Genomic DNA, 15,757 nt, shown 5'->3' with positions numbered 1-15,757 from the left:
ATTGCCCCTGAAACTCTTGTTCTACCCTTGTTTTTTCAACTAAAAGCATCCATGTTAGGCAGAGACAAAATACCCAAATGACACTATTTATAGGTTTACCAGCATGAGAATCCCTCGTATCCATCACCCAGAATGCATTCATCAGTTAGGTTCACTCGCTTTAGGCGAAGATGCCGCGGGTCATGTTGGTCGAGTCCTTCGTATGAAAGAAGGTCAAGATGTTCTTCTATTTGATGGCAGTGGCGCTGAATTCCCAGCGACAATTGCTGAAGTATCAAAAAAGAACGTCACAGTTAATGTTACTGAACGTATCGAGCGTAGCAGCGAATCTCCGTTAGACTTACATTTAGGCCAAGTGATTTCACGTGGCGACAAAATGGAATTCACGATTCAGAAATCGGTTGAGCTTGGTGTGAATACCATTACCCCGCTGATTTCAGAGCGCTGTGGCGTTAAGCTTGATATTAAACGCTTCGAGAAAAAGCTCGCGCAGTGGCAAAAGATTGCTATCGCAGCATGTGAACAGTCTGGCCGTAATACGGTTCCGGTTATTCGCCCAATCATGCAACTTGAAGAGTGGTGCAGCGAACCAAGTGAAGCGTTAAAGCTAAACCTGCATCCTCGTGCAAAATACTCAATTAACACCCTTCCAGAACCCATCAGTAAGGTGCGCCTATTGATCGGTCCTGAAGGTGGTTTGTCAGCTGAAGAGATCGGCATGACAGAACAATACAAATTTGAAGAGACGCTACTCGGCCCACGTGTACTTCGTACCGAGACAGCAGCTCTAACCGCAATTACTGCCTTACAAGTCCGTTTTGGCGATCTAGGCTAGGAGAAAAAAATGATCAAACTTGGCATCGTAATGGATCCAATTTCATCCATTAACATCAAAAAAGACTCTAGCTTTGCCATGATGCTTGAAGCTCAGCGTCGTGGTTACGAAATCCATTACATGGAAATGGATGATCTACATTTAGATCAAGGCGTAGCCATTGCTGACACTAAGGTTGTTGAACTAAAAGAAGATCCAAACGGTTGGTACGAGTTCAAATCAGAACAGACTATCGCGCTATCCGATTTAGATGCGGTACTGATGCGTAAAGATCCTCCGTTTGATACTGAGTACATCTACGCAACTTACATTCTTGAGCGTGCTGAAGAGAACGGTGCACTGATCGTTAACAAGCCACAAAGCTTACGTGACTGTAACGAGAAGCTATTCACGGCTTGGTTCCCTGAACTGACACCAACCACCATCGTGACTCGTAAAGCTGAAAAGATTAAAGCGTTCCGAGAAGAGCACGGTGACGTGATCCTAAAACCACTTGATGGCATGGGCGGCGCGTCTATCTTCCGAGTAAAAGAAGGCGATCCAAACGTATCAGTGATCATTGAGACATTGACTAACCATGGTCAAAACTACGCAATGGCACAAACCTTTGTTCCAGACATCAGCAATGGTGATAAGCGTATTCTTGTGGTTGACGGTGAACCAATGCCTTACTGTCTAGCGCGTATTCCTGCAAAAGGGGAAACTCGAGGTAACCTTGCTGCTGGCGGTACAGGTGAAGCTCGCCCGCTGAGTGAAACAGACTGGGCTATCGCAAGAGCGGTTGCACCTGCACTAAAAGAGAAAGGCTTAATCTTTGTAGGACTTGATGTTATCGGCGACAAGCTGACTGAAATCAACGTGACAAGCCCTACTTGTATCCGTGAAATTGAAGCTGCTTTTGATATTTCGGTAACGGGTAAATTAATGGATGCAATCGAACGTCGCGTTAACGCTAAATAGCCTAAACTAAAGAAAGCCTTAGCTATTCGAAAACACAAAAATATCTAGGCAAAGAACAATGAGCGGCTTTACGCCGCTCTTTTTCCTTTACTGGGAACACACTGGCAGGAGGCTCTATGAATTTAACGAACCACTTTCTGGTCGCTATGCCCGGAATGAAAGACCCATACTTTCAGAATTCGGTGATCTATCTTTGTGAGCACAATGACGAAGGTGCGATGGGTTTGATGATCAACGCTCCTATCGATGTCACTGTCGGCAGCATGCTTAAGCAAGTTGAGGTTGATTCTGAACAGCCAAAACCCAACCAAGCAAGCCTTGATAAGCCAGTACTTAATGGTGGGCCAGTCGCAGAAGACCGTGGGTTTATTTTGCACAAACCCAAAGGCAGTTATCAATCCAGCATCAACATGACGGATCAAATCTCGGTAACAACCTCGAAAGATATTCTGATGGTGTTAGGTACAGAAGATGAACCTATGCATTATCTGGTCGCACTTGGTTATGCAGGATGGGAACCAGGACAACTGGAAACCGAGCTGACTGAAAACTCATGGCTAACCGTTGAGGCCGATCCAAAGGTTATCTTCGACACGCCAATTTCGGATCGCTGGAAAGTCGCCGTTCAAATGTTAGGCATCAATGCGGCTCAGCTTTCAGCGGACGCTGGCCACGCCTAGCCCGACTCAGCTCAATAGAATAAACAGACACTCTCAAACACAGATTAATTTGGAAGCCCCATGTCACGAACAATTATGGCATTTGACTACGGTACAAAAAGTATCGGCAGTGCGATAGGACAAGAAATCACAGGTACAGCAAGCCCTTTAAAAGCCTTTAAAGCCAAAGATGGCATCCCAAACTGGGACGATATCGAGAAGCAAATTAAGGAATGGCAGCCAAATCTTATTGTGGTTGGCCTTCCTACCGACCTTCATGGTAAAGATCTAGCAGCCATTACACCCAGAGCGAAGAAGTTCGCTAACCGTCTTAAAGGACGCTTTGGTGTGGAGGTTGAACTGCATGATGAAAGACTTTCTACGACAGAAGCAAGGGCCGACCTTTTTGAAATGGGTGGCTATAAAGCGCTAAGCAAAGGTAATGTCGATAACCAGTCTGCAGTCGTCATTTTAGAGAGCTGGTTTGAAGCACAATATTCATAACGAAAAATAAGTGAGCAAAATGTAAGCTAACTTGTGATCCCACTCGAATTTCACATCGTAATGTCGATGCAATTCAAAAATAAGAACGTGGGAGTTCACATGAAAATTTTTCTAGTAATCTTCGCCGCTCTAACCATTTCAGCATGCAGTTCTACTGGCTCAAGTAGCGCTAGTTACATGAATGATGGTAAAACTAATTCTAGCTTCAACAGCGACAACATATATTACGACGACAGCCGAAGAAATCACGGCTCTTTGAGTAACAATTAAGAAAAGTATTAAACAATGCAATGCCAGAGCTCTGCTTAAGCGGGCTCTGGCTTTTTTATTCAAACTCGAGTCTGATCTACCCCATATCTATCTGCACACCAGACAAAGCGCCAGTCCCGTAGTCATCATCGCCACGTCTTGTTTTCAACATCAAGCGCAAGTCATTGGCTGAATCTGCACTGTGGAACGCATCTTCTTCGCTAATCTTGCCTGCAAGCACCAAATCATACAAAGCTTGGTCAAAGGTCTGCATCCCAATCTCTTTCGATTTCGCCATCGTTGCTTTTAGCTCATGTAACTCACCACGGCGAATCAAGTCAGACACTCGTGGGCTGTTGAGTAGAATCTCAAACACACCATGACGACCGCTGCCATTCTTATCTCGGATTAATTGCTGAGCGACCACACCACGTAGGTTCATCGACAGATCAAACAAGAACTGTTCTTTCTGCTCTTTAGGCACCAAGTGGAGAATACGTTCTAACGCTTGGTTAGCGTTATTGGCGTGCAAGGTTGCCATACACAAATGACCCGTTTCAGCAAAGGTCATCGCGTATTCCATGGTTTCACTGCTACGGATTTCGCCAATCAAGATCATATCAGGTGCTTGACGCAAAGAGTTCTTAAGCGCAACTTCATAACTCTCGGTGTCGAGCCCAACCTCACGTTGAGTCACGATGCACTTTTTATGTTCGTGAACAAATTCAATCGGGTCTTCAACCGTCAAAATATGCCCTGAACGATTGGTATTGCGATAACCCGTCATCGCAGCCATCGAGGTTGATTTACCAGAGCCCGTCGCCCCAACCACCAGCACAAGCCCACGCTTTGCAATTGACAGGTCTTGCAGTACATCAGGAAGCTTTAATTGCTCAAAGGTTGGGATGTTAGTCTCGATACGACGAATGACCGCTCCTGGTAGCTCTCGTTGAAAGAATGCGCTAACACGAAAACGGCCAAAATCACGCACGATGGCAAAATTAGCCTCACGCGTTTGCTGATATTCATCACGTCGGTCTTGATCCATCATCGCGTCAAGCAACTGTGCGACCTGAGCCGAATTCAGCTTATCTCCTTGAGGGCGAAGTTCACCATCCACACGAAACAGGATTGGAGCATCGACAGTGATATAAAGATCCGAAGCCTTTTGAGAAAGCATCCCCTCAAGGATTTGATTCAATTCCATTTTGTTCACCTTGATTAAAACATTGAGGTTTCAATTTCGATCTTTTTCTCGACCTCTTCTGAATCAACCAGGCCTTGAGCCATCAACTGCTTCGCATTTTGCTCCATGGTCTGCATACCATGTGCCGCGCCCGTTTGAATTATCGAATACATCTGCGCGACCTTGTCTTCGCGGATCAAGTTTCTAATCGCAGGTGTCGCCATCATGATTTCATGACAAGCCACACGACCACCACCTACACGCTTTAACAGCTTCTGAGCAATCACTGAACGTAACGATTCAGACAGCATTGAACGCACCATATCTTTGTCGCTACCCGGGAATACATCGATAATACGATCTATGGTTTTTGCAGCAGAGCTAGTATGCAAGGTACCAAAAACTAAGTGACCTGTTTCTGCAGCGGTTAACGCTAAGCTGATCGTCTCTTGGTCACGAAGCTCACCAACAAGGATTACGTCTGGATCTTCACGTAACGCACTACGCAACGCCGCTTTGAAGCTGTGAGTGTCGCGGTGCACTTCTCGTTGGTTGATTAGGCATTTGTTGTTGGTATGAACAAATTCGATCGGATCTTCAATCGTCAATATATGCTTATTATGGTTACGGTTAACATAGTCCACCATCGCAGCCAAAGTTGTCGACTTACCTGAACCAGTGGGTCCAGTGACCAATACTAGACCTTTTTCGTAATTAGATATTCTTTCAAATATCTCAGGAGCCCCTAGCTGTTCAAGGGTGGGAATCTCTACTGGAATGGTACGAAACACAGCAGAGCAGCCACGAGATTGGTTAAAAGCATTAACACGGAAACGACCAACATTGGGTAATTCAAAAGAGAAGTCGACTTCCAGTTTTTCTTCGAACTCACCACGTTGTGAATCACTCATGATCTCAAAAACCAAACGATGCACATCGGCATGACTCAAAGCTGGTATTCCAAGCTTCCTTACTTCACCATCTATACGTACCATTGGAGATACACCCGCAGAAAGATGTAGATCTGACGCGTTATGCTTTACACTAAAATCTAGTAACTCAGTGATATCCATTTATTTTCCCTTAAGTAAAGTCAGCTATGAGTAGTATTCAACAAAATATCGAACAAATCACCTCACAGATACGTAGTGCTGAGCAAAAGTGCGGACGAGCTCCAGAGTCCGTGCAACTTTTAGCCGTCAGCAAAACTAAACCTATTGATGCGATTCTAGAAGCCGCACTCGGAGGCCAAGTTGCCTTTGGTGAAAACTATGTTCAAGAAGGTGTTGATAAAGTAAAACACTTTTCAGAACAACATTCTAACCTAAATTTAGAGTGGCATTTTATTGGCCCAATTCAATCCAATAAAACCCGCCCAATCGCAGAAAGCTTCCAATGGGTGCATTCTGTTGAACGCGATAAGATCGCACAAAGACTTAGTGATCAACGACCAAGCGAACTTCCACCTTTGCAAGTTTTGATTCAGGTAAACACCAGTGGTGAAGAATCCAAGTCTGGAACGTCAGAAGAAACAGTTTTTGCACTCGCGGAGTTGATTTCGTCGCTTCCTAACCTCACGTTAAGAGGATTGATGTCGATTCCTGCAAACGTATCTGACTATCAATCTCAGCTTAATGCATTTTCTCAACTGGCAGAGCTTAAAGACAAGCTAGCCGCGAAGTATCCAAACATCGATACCCTTTCGATGGGTATGAGTGGTGATATGGATGCAGCAGTTGAGGCTGGTAGCACAATGGTTCGTATTGGAACGGCTATTTTCGGTGCTCGTGATTACGCGAAATAGCAAATAGTTAGCGACCAAAAGTCGATGATAAGTATTGATATCGCTTCGCTTTAACTGCGCAGCGACACGCTCAGGATTTTATATATGGAACATAAGAACATCGCCTTTATTGGGGCGGGAAACATGGTTCGCTCGATTGTAGCGGGCTTAGTAGCGAGTGGTTACCCAGCGCAAAAGATTACTGCAACAGCACCTTCAGACACCAGAAGGCTGCCGTTAGAGCAAGAGTACGGCATCAATACCACCAGCGATAATCTGGCCGCAACAGAACAAGCAGACGTTGTGGTGCTATCAGTGAAGCCACAAATGATGGCGGATGTATGCAAACCCTTACAAAGCATCGACTTTAGCAACAAACTGGTTATCTCAATTGCAGCGGGTATTAATGCGAATCGACTCAATGAGATGTTAAACTGCCAACTGAACCTTGTACGTGTTATGCCAAACACGCCATCACTGCTTGGTAAAGGGATGAGTGGCCTTTATGCTGACTCAACGGTTAGTCAGGGCGATAAAGAGTTCGCTTCTCAGCTAATGCAAGCCGTAGGTGAGGTAAGCTGGGTTGAACAAGAGTCTGGCATCAACAACATCATTGCGGCGGCGGGGAGTGCTCCGGCTTACTTCTTCCTGTTTATGGAAGCGATGCAAGCTGAAGCAATTAACCAAGGTTTTGACCAAGAAACCGCTCGTAAATTAGTGCAGCAATCTGCATTAGGCGCGGCAGAGATGGTAGTAGCAAATCCAAATACTGAATTATCAACACTGCGTGAGCAAGTGACTTCAAAAGGCGGAACGACCGCAGAAGCATTGCGCACGTTTAACGACCATCAACTATCAGACATCGTAGCGAAAGCCATGCAAGCGGCGGTTGCTCGAGCTGAAGAGATGGAAAAACTGTTTTAATACTCGTTACAGTACAAAAGCATTGTGCCGTTCGGGTTATACCTAGCGGCAAGTAAATCCGAAAAAGGAAACAATATGAATTCGATGAGCTTTCTGATCTCGACCGTTTTTGATCTTTACATCATGGTTGTGATCTTGCGTATCTGGCTACAAGCATCACGTGCAGATTTCTACAACCCATTCTCACAATTTATCGTAAAAGCGACACAACCGGTTGTTGCCCCACTACGCCGAGTGATTCCATCAATAGGCAGCCTTGACCTGGCGACAGTTGTTTTCGCTTATGTGCTGTGTGTACTTAAGTTCGTCGCTCTAAACTTGATTATCTCTGGCGGTGCGGCTGTATTTGATATCAGCTTCCTGATCTTTGGCGCACTATCTCTGCTAAAAGCGGCTGGTGGGTTAATTTTCTGGGTTCTGCTAATCCGTGCAATCCTGAGCTGGGTTAGCCAAGGCCGTAGCCCAATCGAATACGTATTCCACCAGTTAACAGAACCAATGCTAACGCCGATTCGCCGTATCCTTCCTGATATGGGTGGCTTCGACCTAAGTGTGCTTGTTCTGTTCATTGTTCTACAATTTGCGAACTTCCTAATGGGCGACATGATCGGTCCTATTTGGTATCAGCTATAATTTAAGTACGAACATCAGGTACTTTGACGATGCCAAAAGCAGTTTGGGCCGAAGAAGACGATATTCTTCTTAGGCTCTATATCCAACCCAAAGCAAGCCGAGACAAGATTGTCGGCTTGCACGGAGAGGAACTGAAAATTGCCATTACTGCACCACCGGTTGATGGCAAAGCAAATGCTCACTTAGCGAAATACCTTGCGAAACAATTTAAGGTCGCTAAAGGGCAAATTAAGATAGAAAAGGGAGAGCTCGGTCGGCATAAACAAGTTCGAATATGCTCACCAAGCCAGATCCCAACTGAAGTCAAAGCCATCCTATGATGGCTTTTTGCTATTTATTGGAGTCATTATGCGTCTATGGATAACAGCACTACTCACCGCTCTGATTGCCCTACCAAGCTCGGCAGGACAGTTTAAAAGTATCAAGGATGTCGAGGTTCATTACTCGGCTTTCAATTCCACGTTTTTAACTGCGCAGGTTGCTAAGCAATATAAGCTGAAACGAAACGGATACTCAGCGATTCTAAATATCAGCGTGCTAGACAACGCTTCCCTAGGCAAGCCTGCAACAACGGCTAAAATTACGGGAACCGCACGAAACCTAGTAGGTAACACTCGCACGCTTAACTTCCGTGAAATAAAGGAAGGCGATGCGATTTATTACCTTGCAGAGTTCCCTATCACTCACGAAGAAAACATCACTTTTAATATTGATGTTAACGCAGGTTTGAAAGGCACAGGTCCACTACGTTTCACACAAAAATTCTATATAGAAGAGTAGCTTCAAAGCTCACTTTTCTAGTCATTAACTTATTAGAGCCACATCCCCATGAGTAAGATTGTTTTAGCAACAGGCAACCAAGGCAAAGTTCGCGAGATGGCAGATATTCTGTCTGAGTTTGGTTTCGACGTTGTCGCGCAAAGTGAGTTTAACGTTTCAGAAGTCGCTGAAACGGGAACAACTTTCATTGAAAATGCCATCATCAAAGCTCGCCACGCTGCGAAAGCAACGGGGCTACCAGCCATTGCTGACGATTCTGGCTTAGAAGTTGATTACCTTAATGGTGCACCCGGTATCTACTCAGCGCGTTACTCTAGTGAAGGGGCGAGTGATAAGCAGAACATCGAAAAGCTGTTAGATGCCATGCAAGGTGTGGCTACTGAAAAGCGTACCGCCCGTTTCCACTGTGTGTTGGTGCTAATGCGTCACGAAAACGATCCAACACCATTGGTGTGTCACGGTAAATGGGAAGGTCGTATTCTGACTGAAGAACACGGTGATAATGGCTTTGGCTACGATCCTGTGTTCTTTGTACCAGAAGATAACTGCGCCTCAGCAGAGCTTGAATCATCACGTAAGAAGCAACTGTCACACCGTGGTAAAGCCCTCACGTCATTATTTAAGACTCTCAAGGAGCAAGCTCTGTAATGCACAATGCAGCGCTTATACCACCCGCACTTAGCCTTTATGTCCACATCCCATGGTGTGTACAAAAGTGTCCGTATTGTGATTTTAACTCTCACGCTCTCAAAGCCGAGATTCCTGAAAAAGAGTACATCGATGCACTGCTTGAGGATCTCGATACCGATATCGAAAAATACCAACTCAATGGCGCACCTCGCCCATTGCATTCGATCTTTATTGGTGGCGGCACGCCGAGTCTATTTTCTCCAGAAGGAATAGGTCGATTACTACAAGGTATTGAACAACGCATCCCGTTCAAACCTGAAATAGAAATCACCATGGAAGCCAACCCAGGCACCATAGAGGCTGAACGTTTCGCAGGTTACCAAAAGGCAGGCATCACACGAATCTCAGTAGGCGTACAAAGTTTTGAGCAAGAGAAACTGGAAAGGCTTGGCCGTATTCATGGTCAAGATGAAGCAGTGAATGCGGCTCATTTAGCGCATAAGATTGGATTGAATAGCTTCAACCTAGATCTAATGCACGGCTTGCCCGATCAAAGCATTGATCAGGCTTTGGCTGATTTGGACAAAGCGATCGAGCTCAATCCTCCACATTTGTCTTGGTATCAGCTAACAATAGAACCTAACACCATGTTCTATTACAAAACGCCAAAGCTACCTGACGATGATGACCTTTGGGATATCTTCGACTTAGGCCATAAGAAGCTCGCAGACGCAGGTTATGTACAATACGAAATTTCAGGCTACAGCAAGCCGGGATATCAGTGTCAGCATAATCTCAACTACTGGTGCTTTGGTGACTACCTAGGTATCGGCTGTGGCTCTCATGGCAAGCTAAGCTTTGCAGATGGACGTATTGTTCGCACCACTAAGGTTAAACACCCTAGAGGCTACCTAGCCGCGTATCAGAATCTGGTGAAACCCTATTTGTCGGATGAACTTGAAGTACCTAATGAGGACCGCCCTTTCGAGTTCTTCATGAACCGCTTCAGGCTAATGGAAGCGTGTCCAAAACAAGACTTCATTGATACGACTGGGTTAGAGTTTGATTCGATTCAGCCAACGATAGAGTGGGCCAAAGAGCTCGGTTATCTTAATGAAACCGACAGCCATTGGCAGATCACTGAAAAAGGAAAGCTGTTCCTAAATGATCTGCTTGAAGCCTTTATGGCAGAAGAAGACGAATAGAGCGAGATTCGAGAAGTATTGCATAAGGGTTGGCTTTAGGGTCACCCTTTTTATTGTAAGAACCTTTCTCGAAGCGAAGCGCTCTATAGGACGAAGTCCGTGCTCGCATCTCGCATCTTTCTTCTAAAAAATAGAACGACCAATGCGCTCAGAGAGCAATTCTAAAGCCTGAGTGCCCGCCAGTGAATTACCCGACGCATCCAGTTCCGGAGACCACACCGCGATCGTCATTTCGCCAGGAACAATCGCAATAATCCCGCCACCGACACCAGATTTTCCGGGCATACCAACACGATAAGCAAACTCTCCCGCCCCATCGTACAAACCACATGTCGCAAGCAAAGCATTCAGCTGTTTGGTTTGAACTGGCGTGATGATCTCTTTCTTGGTCTGAACCGACACACCTTTGTTTGCCAAGTAGCTAAAGGTTTTTGCCAAATCAACACACGTCATTTTAAGCGCACAAGCATGGAAGTAATTGTTGAGTACGGGGATAACATCGTTCTCAAAGTTACCAAATGAACGCATCAAATACGCGATGGCAGCGTTGCGATCGCTGTGCATCATCTCAGAAGCCGCCACAACCTTGTCATACACAATATGAGTATCGCCCGATAGCTGACGCACAAACTCCAATAAACGGTGTCTAGGTGCAGATAGACGGCTTTGCAATAAGTCAGCAACGATAATAGCGCCAGCATTAATAAACGGGTTACGAGGGATGCCGTGCTCCATCTCAAGCTGAATCATCGAGTTAAAGGCTTGGCCGGAAGGCTCTTTGCCTACGCGTTGCCAAATCTCTTCAGGCTTATACAACACCATCGCCAACGTCAGACTTAAAGCTTTAGAGATTGATTGCACAGAAAAGGCTTCATCGGCATCGCCAGCTTGAATAACTTCACCTTCATTGGTGTATACCGCAATCGCCAGTTTCTGATTAGATACACGAGCCAATGCAGGAATATAATCAGCGACCTTTCCCTGACCAATTAAAGGGCGAACTTCATCTAAAATCTCGGCCAAAATAGCTTGAGTTGGTTTCATGTTTGCTTACTTCTTTATTGTTATTTTTGTAGGGGGTGTGACATTACTTTCTGTCCTTAAACCTTTATCGCAATAAAAGCCTAAGGGCAAAAAAGCCAACATTACAATAATGTTGGCTTTAATCAATCCCATAAAGTGTAGGGTTTAATCCTAAGTCGGATTCACCTTCACTTAATTTGATTCAGAATTACTTAGTACGCTTAAACTTAATGTCCCAAACACCATGACCTAAACGGTGGCCACGCGCTTCAAACTTAGTTAGTGGACGCTCGTCTGGACGAGGAATGTAATCACCATCTTCAGCGATATTCTCGAAACCTGGAGCTACGTTCATCACTTCAATCATATGTTCTGCGTAGTTTTCCCAGTCTGTTGCCATGTGGAAAATACCAGTATCAAGTTGAAGCTTGCCGCGAACCATCTCTGCAAACTCAGCCTTAACGATACGACGTTTGTGGTGACGAGCTTTATGCCATGGGTCAGGGAAGAACAGTTGCAGTGTATGCAGGCTGCTGTCTGGGATCATGTGTTCAAATACTTCTACTGCATCGTGACACATTACACGCAGGTTAGTTACGCCAGCATCGCGAGCTGTACCTAAACACGCACCAACACCTGGGCTGTGAACTTCAATACCTAAGAAGTTTTTCTCAGGCGCATTCTTTGCCATTTCAACCAGTGATGCACCCATACCGAAGCCAATTTCTAGTACAACAGGGTTGTCGTTGCCAAACACTTCTTTCCAATTAAGAAGTTCTGGGTTGTAGTCGATACCCATTGTTGGCCAACATTCGTTCATCGCGTTTTCTTGGCCTTTTGTTAAGCGGCCTTCGCGGCGAACAAAACTACGGATCTTACGAACCAGTTTGCCGTCTTCAGTATATTCGTTAGTGGTCACTTCACTCATTGATTTTTGCCTGCACATTGATTAATCAAAGCGGGGATTATCCAAAGAATTGCCTCCGGTGCAAGTCTTTCCGTGGATAAATTCCCACACAATTTGTCTGTTTTACATCCAACCGTAAGTGTGGTGCAATTTCACTCCTAATAATAGCAAAGCATAGAGCATGTCGTGACTCCTTTCGCAACCGCCATATTAAAGTGGTATGACGCCTTTGGGCGTAAAGAATTACCTTGGCAACAAAACAAAACCGCCTACACCGTTTGGCTATCTGAAATCATGCTTCAGCAGACTCAAGTCGCCACGGTGATTCCATACTACCAGCGCTTCTTAGAACGCTTTCCAACGGTTATTGACCTAGCGAACGCCGAACAAGATGAGGTGCTGCACTTATGGACAGGGCTTGGCTATTACGCGCGAGCTCGTAACTTGCACAAGGCTGCCAAGATTGTTGCCGAGCAATACGGTGGTGAATTTCCGCTTTCTATCGAAGAAATGAACGCGCTACCGGGTATTGGACGCTCTACTGCCGCTGCAGTGCTGTCCTCTGTGCATAAACTCCCTCATGCGATTCTTGATGGCAACGTCAAGCGCACCTTGGCGAGAAGCTTTGCAGTAGAAGGTTGGCCGGGGCAAAAGAAAGTCGAGAACCAGCTTTGGGAACACGCAGAAACACACACTCCCAATCAAGATGTTGATAAGTACAATCAAGCCATGATGGATATGGGTGCGATGGTTTGTACTCGTAGCAAGCCCAAATGTACGTTGTGCCCGATTGAAAGCATATGCGAAGCTAAGAAACTCGATAGACAGCTCGATTTCCCTGGCAAAAAGCCTAAGAAAGAAAAGCCAATAAAAGAAACATGGTTTGTGATTCTGTACCACGATAATCAAGTATGGCTCGAACAACGCCCTCAGTCTGGTATCTGGGGAGGACTGTTCTGTTTCCCTCAAAATGAAAACGCAGAGATCGAACATCAATTAGATCTTCGTTCGATCAAAGACAACGAAACCGATTCGATCAAGACCATGATTGCGTTTCGACATACTTTCAGCCACTACCACTTAGATATCACACCTGTATTAGTAAAATTAGATAAACAACCAGATTTGATAATGGAAGGGACTAAAGGTCTCTGGTATAACTTATCAAAACCGGAAGAAATTGGCCTAGCCGCTCCTGTAAAGCAGCTTATTGAGAGCCTACCCTTTGAACTGAACGACGACGTTTGAATCAACGAACGCGATAAGAGGAACCACTATGAGCCGCACTGTATTTTGTGCTCGCCTTCAAAAAGATGCTGAAGGCCTAGATTTTCAACTTTACCCAGGTGACTTAGGTAAGCGTATCTTTGACAACATCTCTAAAGAAGCTTGGGGACAATGGCAAAGCAAGCAAACCATGCTTATCAATGAGAAGAAGCTAAATATGATGGATCCTGAACATCGTAAACTTCTTGAAACTGAGATGGTTAACTTCCTTTTCGAAGGTAAAGATGTCGTTATTGATGGCTACACTCCACCAAGCGAATAAGACATTTATTTAAGCAAATTTTAATGACATCATGGTTAACGCTGCGATGTCATTTTTGTATGAGGAACTATGAAAAAGCTAAGTTACTTCCTAACAGCCATGTTGTTAACTGGCTGCAGTCGTGAATTTGTCGAAAGCATTTATGATGTTAATTACGAACCAACCAACCGATTTGTCAGTAATTTAGCGGAGCTACCCGGTCAATTTGAAAAAGACACTGGGGCGTTAGATTCTTTAATTAATAGCTTTTCTGGCAATATCCAAAAACGTTGGGGCAGCAGTGAAGTAAAGATGGCAGGTAAGAGTAACTATGTGAAATACATAGATAATTACCTGAGTCGTTCAGAAGTAAACTTTAGCCAAGGCCTGATCACAGTTGAAACCGTCTCCTCAACGGATCCTAAAAAGCACCTCAAAAATGCAATAATGACGACACTTTTGACGCCAGATGATCCTGCGAATGTCGATCTATTCTCTTCCAAAAGCATCAAGTTAGAAGGTCAACCTTTCCTTTATAACCAAGTCGTTGATCAAGATAAGAAGCCAATCCAATGGACATGGCGCGCGAACAAGTTTGCCGATTACTTGATCGCTAATAACTTAAAAACCAAGGAAGTCGACTTTAAAAAAGCTTACTACGTCGAAATCCCAATGGTGGCCGATCACGCCAGCAAAAGAAGCTATAAGTACGCCGATATCGTTCGTCGCGCATCCCAACGTTATGACATCCCTGAAGACTTGATTTACGCGATCATCAAAACAGAGAGTAGTTTTAACCCATACGCTGTGAGTTGGGCGAACGCTTATGGTCTTATGCAGGTAGTCCCAAAAACCGCAGGTCGAGATGTCTTTAAGCTTGTCAAAAAGAAACCTGGAGAACCAAGTCCTGAGTACTTATTCAATCCAGAAAACAACATTGATGCTGGCACTGCGTACTTTTACATCCTTAAAAATCGTTATTTGAAGGACGTGCAGCACCCAACAACGCTTGAGTACAGCATGATCTCAGCATACAACGGTGGCACTGGTGGGGTACTAAATACCTTCAGCAAAGACCGAAAGCGAGCAATGCGTGACTTAAATTCATTGCAACCTAGTCAAGCTTACTGGGCACTGACAAAGAAACACCCAAACAAAGAGTCGCGTCGATACTTAGAAAAAGTAACAAAATTCAAGAAAGATTTTAACCAAGGTAAAACGTAAGCCTCACTTTTGAATAAAAAAACAACTAACGAACGTTTTTTTTAATTATTTTCAAAAAAGGTGTTGACGGTTATGCAGAAAATCCGTTTAATAGCGCTCCGTTGCCCGGATAGCTCAGTCGGTAGAGCAGAGGATTGAAAATCCTCGTGTCGGTGGTTCGATTCCGCCTCCGGGCACCACAATTTGATTTGTTGGTGTCATTACTCTTTAACAGGGAGTAGCAACACGAACAAAAGCATAAAGAATTTAGTGTGCCGACTTAGCTCAGTAGGTAGAGCAACTGACTTGTAATCAGTAGGTCACCAGTTCGACTCCGGTAGTCGGCACCATTCTTTTGCCTCGATAGCTCAGTCGGTAGAGCAGCGGATTGAAAATCCGCGTGTCGGTGGTTCGATTCCGCCTCGAGGCACCATTATTTGGTACTTAACAAATAATGGTCTTTATAGACCTGATGTTGAGACAAGTAATTCCCCTTTAGTTCAGTTGGTAGAACGGCGGACTGTTAATCCGTATGTCGCAAGTTCAAGTCTTGCAAGGGGAGCCATTTTAAAGAACTTCATTTTATGTGAGGTTTTAATTAGAGAGTAAACTCTCTAAAGCAAAGAATTTAGTGTGCCGACTTAGCTCAGTAGGTAGAGCAACTGACTTGTAATCAGTAGGTCACCAGTTCGACTCCGGTAGTCGGCACCATTCTTTTGCCTCGATAGCTCAGTCGGTAGAGCAGCGG

At 44.8% G+C, this 15,757-nt stretch carries 19 protein-coding genes and 5 tRNA genes; 20 read left to right on the top strand and 4 right to left on the bottom strand.

Translation table 11 applies throughout. The annotated features are described in order from the left end of the window. Positions 1-103 precede the first annotated feature (103 nt). The 5 genes from rsmE (at position 104) to L3V35_RS16325 (ending at position 3,228) form a co-directional block, all read left to right on the top strand. A complete protein-coding gene (rsmE, locus tag L3V35_RS16345; protein ID WP_237300298.1) occupies positions 104-835 on the top strand; it encodes a 16S rRNA (uracil(1498)-N(3))-methyltransferase in 732 nt (243 codons plus the stop codon). 9 nt (positions 836-844) lie between these two features. Further along, positions 845-1,795: a glutathione synthase gene (gene gshB / locus L3V35_RS16340; RefSeq protein ID WP_004735482.1), complete on the top strand. Its 951-nt coding sequence runs from the start codon at positions 845-847 to the stop codon at positions 1,793-1,795. Between the two features lie 116 nt (positions 1,796-1,911). Next, a complete protein-coding gene (locus L3V35_RS16335; protein WP_054547449.1) occupies positions 1,912-2,475 on the top strand; it encodes a YqgE/AlgH family protein in 564 nt (187 codons plus the stop codon). A 60-nt stretch (positions 2,476-2,535) separates the two neighbouring features. Next, the gene (gene ruvX, locus L3V35_RS16330; RefSeq protein WP_237300297.1) at positions 2,536-2,958 is read left to right on the top strand and encodes a Holliday junction resolvase RuvX; all 423 of its coding nucleotides are present in this window, start codon (positions 2,536-2,538) and stop codon (positions 2,956-2,958) included. Between the two features lie 99 nt (positions 2,959-3,057). Continuing rightward, positions 3,058-3,228 carry a hypothetical protein gene (locus L3V35_RS16325; RefSeq protein ID WP_237300296.1) on the top strand — a complete coding sequence of 57 codons (171 nt, stop codon included), beginning with the start codon at positions 3,058-3,060 and terminating at the stop codon, positions 3,226-3,228. 76 nt (positions 3,229-3,304) lie between these two features. On the opposite strand, the gene L3V35_RS16320 is transcribed toward L3V35_RS16325, so the two are convergent. Both L3V35_RS16320 and L3V35_RS16315 read right to left on the bottom strand, forming a co-directional pair. After that, positions 3,305-4,414: a PilT/PilU family type 4a pilus ATPase gene (locus L3V35_RS16320; protein ID WP_237300295.1), complete on the bottom strand. Its 1,110-nt coding sequence runs from the start codon at positions 4,412-4,414 to the stop codon at positions 3,305-3,307. A 14-nt stretch (positions 4,415-4,428) separates the two neighbouring features. After that, positions 4,429-5,466: a type IV pilus twitching motility protein PilT gene (locus L3V35_RS16315; protein WP_004735478.1), complete on the bottom strand. Its 1,038-nt coding sequence runs from the start codon at positions 5,464-5,466 to the stop codon at positions 4,429-4,431. Positions 5,467-5,492: 26 nt separating this feature from the next. Between L3V35_RS16315 and L3V35_RS16310 the strand changes: the two genes are divergently transcribed. The 7 genes from L3V35_RS16310 to hemW all read left to right on the top strand — a co-directional run bounded on the left by L3V35_RS16310 (position 5,493) and on the right by hemW (position 10,348). Beyond that, positions 5,493-6,197 (top strand): YggS family pyridoxal phosphate-dependent enzyme, encoded by a 705-nt coding sequence (locus L3V35_RS16310; protein ID WP_017077775.1) that lies wholly within the window; start codon positions 5,493-5,495, stop codon positions 6,195-6,197. A gap of 84 nt (positions 6,198-6,281) precedes the next feature. Then, complete coding sequence (gene proC, locus L3V35_RS16305) at positions 6,282-7,100, top strand: pyrroline-5-carboxylate reductase (RefSeq protein WP_237300294.1); 819 nt, start codon at positions 6,282-6,284, stop codon at positions 7,098-7,100. Positions 7,101-7,175: 75 nt separating this feature from the next. Continuing rightward, positions 7,176-7,733, top strand: a complete 558-nt coding sequence (locus tag L3V35_RS16300) for a YggT family protein (protein ID WP_004735475.1) — start codon at positions 7,176-7,178, stop codon at positions 7,731-7,733. A gap of 29 nt (positions 7,734-7,762) precedes the next feature. Continuing rightward, positions 7,763-8,053, top strand: coding sequence for a DUF167 family protein YggU (yggU, locus tag L3V35_RS16295; protein WP_009847703.1), 291 nt, complete (start codon positions 7,763-7,765; stop codon positions 8,051-8,053). A 28-nt stretch (positions 8,054-8,081) separates the two neighbouring features. Beyond that, positions 8,082-8,513 (top strand): DUF4426 domain-containing protein, encoded by a 432-nt coding sequence (locus L3V35_RS16290; RefSeq protein ID WP_004735472.1) that lies wholly within the window; start codon positions 8,082-8,084, stop codon positions 8,511-8,513. Positions 8,514-8,561: 48 nt separating this feature from the next. Beyond that, positions 8,562-9,161 carry an XTP/dITP diphosphatase gene (locus L3V35_RS16285; RefSeq protein WP_237300293.1) on the top strand — a complete coding sequence of 200 codons (600 nt, stop codon included), beginning with the start codon at positions 8,562-8,564 and terminating at the stop codon, positions 9,159-9,161. Beyond that, complete coding sequence (gene hemW, locus L3V35_RS16280) at positions 9,161-10,348, top strand: radical SAM family heme chaperone HemW (protein WP_237300292.1); 1,188 nt, start codon at positions 9,161-9,163, stop codon at positions 10,346-10,348. Before L3V35_RS16285 ends, hemW begins: the two co-directional genes overlap by 1 nt. Before the next feature lie 123 nt (positions 10,349-10,471). Here the strand turns inward: hemW and glsB are convergent, their stop codons facing one another. Continuing rightward, positions 10,472-11,392: a glutaminase B gene (gene glsB / locus L3V35_RS16275; protein WP_004735469.1), complete on the bottom strand. Its 921-nt coding sequence runs from the start codon at positions 11,390-11,392 to the stop codon at positions 10,472-10,474. A 187-nt stretch (positions 11,393-11,579) separates the two neighbouring features. Then, positions 11,580-12,299: a tRNA (guanosine(46)-N7)-methyltransferase TrmB gene (gene trmB, locus L3V35_RS16270; protein WP_004735468.1), complete on the bottom strand. Its 720-nt coding sequence runs from the start codon at positions 12,297-12,299 to the stop codon at positions 11,580-11,582. A gap of 165 nt (positions 12,300-12,464) precedes the next feature. Here trmB and mutY point away from each other — a divergent pair, with 165 nt between their 5' ends. The 8 genes from mutY (at position 12,465) to L3V35_RS16230 (ending at position 15,720) form a co-directional block, all read left to right on the top strand. Continuing rightward, on the top strand, positions 12,465-13,526 hold the full coding sequence (mutY, locus tag L3V35_RS16265) for an A/G-specific adenine glycosylase (RefSeq protein WP_237300291.1): 1,062 nt from the start codon (positions 12,465-12,467) through the stop codon (positions 13,524-13,526). Positions 13,527-13,554: 28 nt separating this feature from the next. Continuing rightward, positions 13,555-13,827 carry an oxidative damage protection protein gene (locus L3V35_RS16260; protein ID WP_004735465.1) on the top strand — a complete coding sequence of 91 codons (273 nt, stop codon included), beginning with the start codon at positions 13,555-13,557 and terminating at the stop codon, positions 13,825-13,827. 69 nt (positions 13,828-13,896) lie between these two features. Then, on the top strand, positions 13,897-15,030 hold the full coding sequence (gene mltC, locus L3V35_RS16255; RefSeq protein WP_017084369.1) for a membrane-bound lytic murein transglycosylase MltC: 1,134 nt from the start codon (positions 13,897-13,899) through the stop codon (positions 15,028-15,030). Positions 15,031-15,133: 103 nt separating this feature from the next. Then, positions 15,134-15,209: transfer RNA gene (locus L3V35_RS16250), tRNA-Phe, on the top strand. 74 nt (positions 15,210-15,283) lie between these two features. Further along, positions 15,284-15,359: transfer RNA gene (locus tag L3V35_RS16245), tRNA-Thr, on the top strand. Positions 15,360-15,366: 7 nt separating this feature from the next. Then, positions 15,367-15,442: transfer RNA gene (locus L3V35_RS16240), tRNA-Phe, on the top strand. A 56-nt stretch (positions 15,443-15,498) separates the two neighbouring features. Then, positions 15,499-15,574: transfer RNA gene (locus L3V35_RS16235), tRNA-Asn, on the top strand. Positions 15,575-15,644: 70 nt separating this feature from the next. Next, a tRNA-Thr gene (locus L3V35_RS16230) sits at positions 15,645-15,720 on the top strand. Positions 15,721-15,757 lie beyond the last annotated feature (37 nt).

The organism is Vibrio sp. L5-1 (genome assembly GCF_021728315.1).
GTDB lineage: Bacteria > Pseudomonadota > Gammaproteobacteria > Enterobacterales > Vibrionaceae > Vibrio > Vibrio splendidus_K.
Note: the sequence above shows the minus strand (reverse complement) of the source record. Positions and strands in the feature narration are given on the sequence as shown.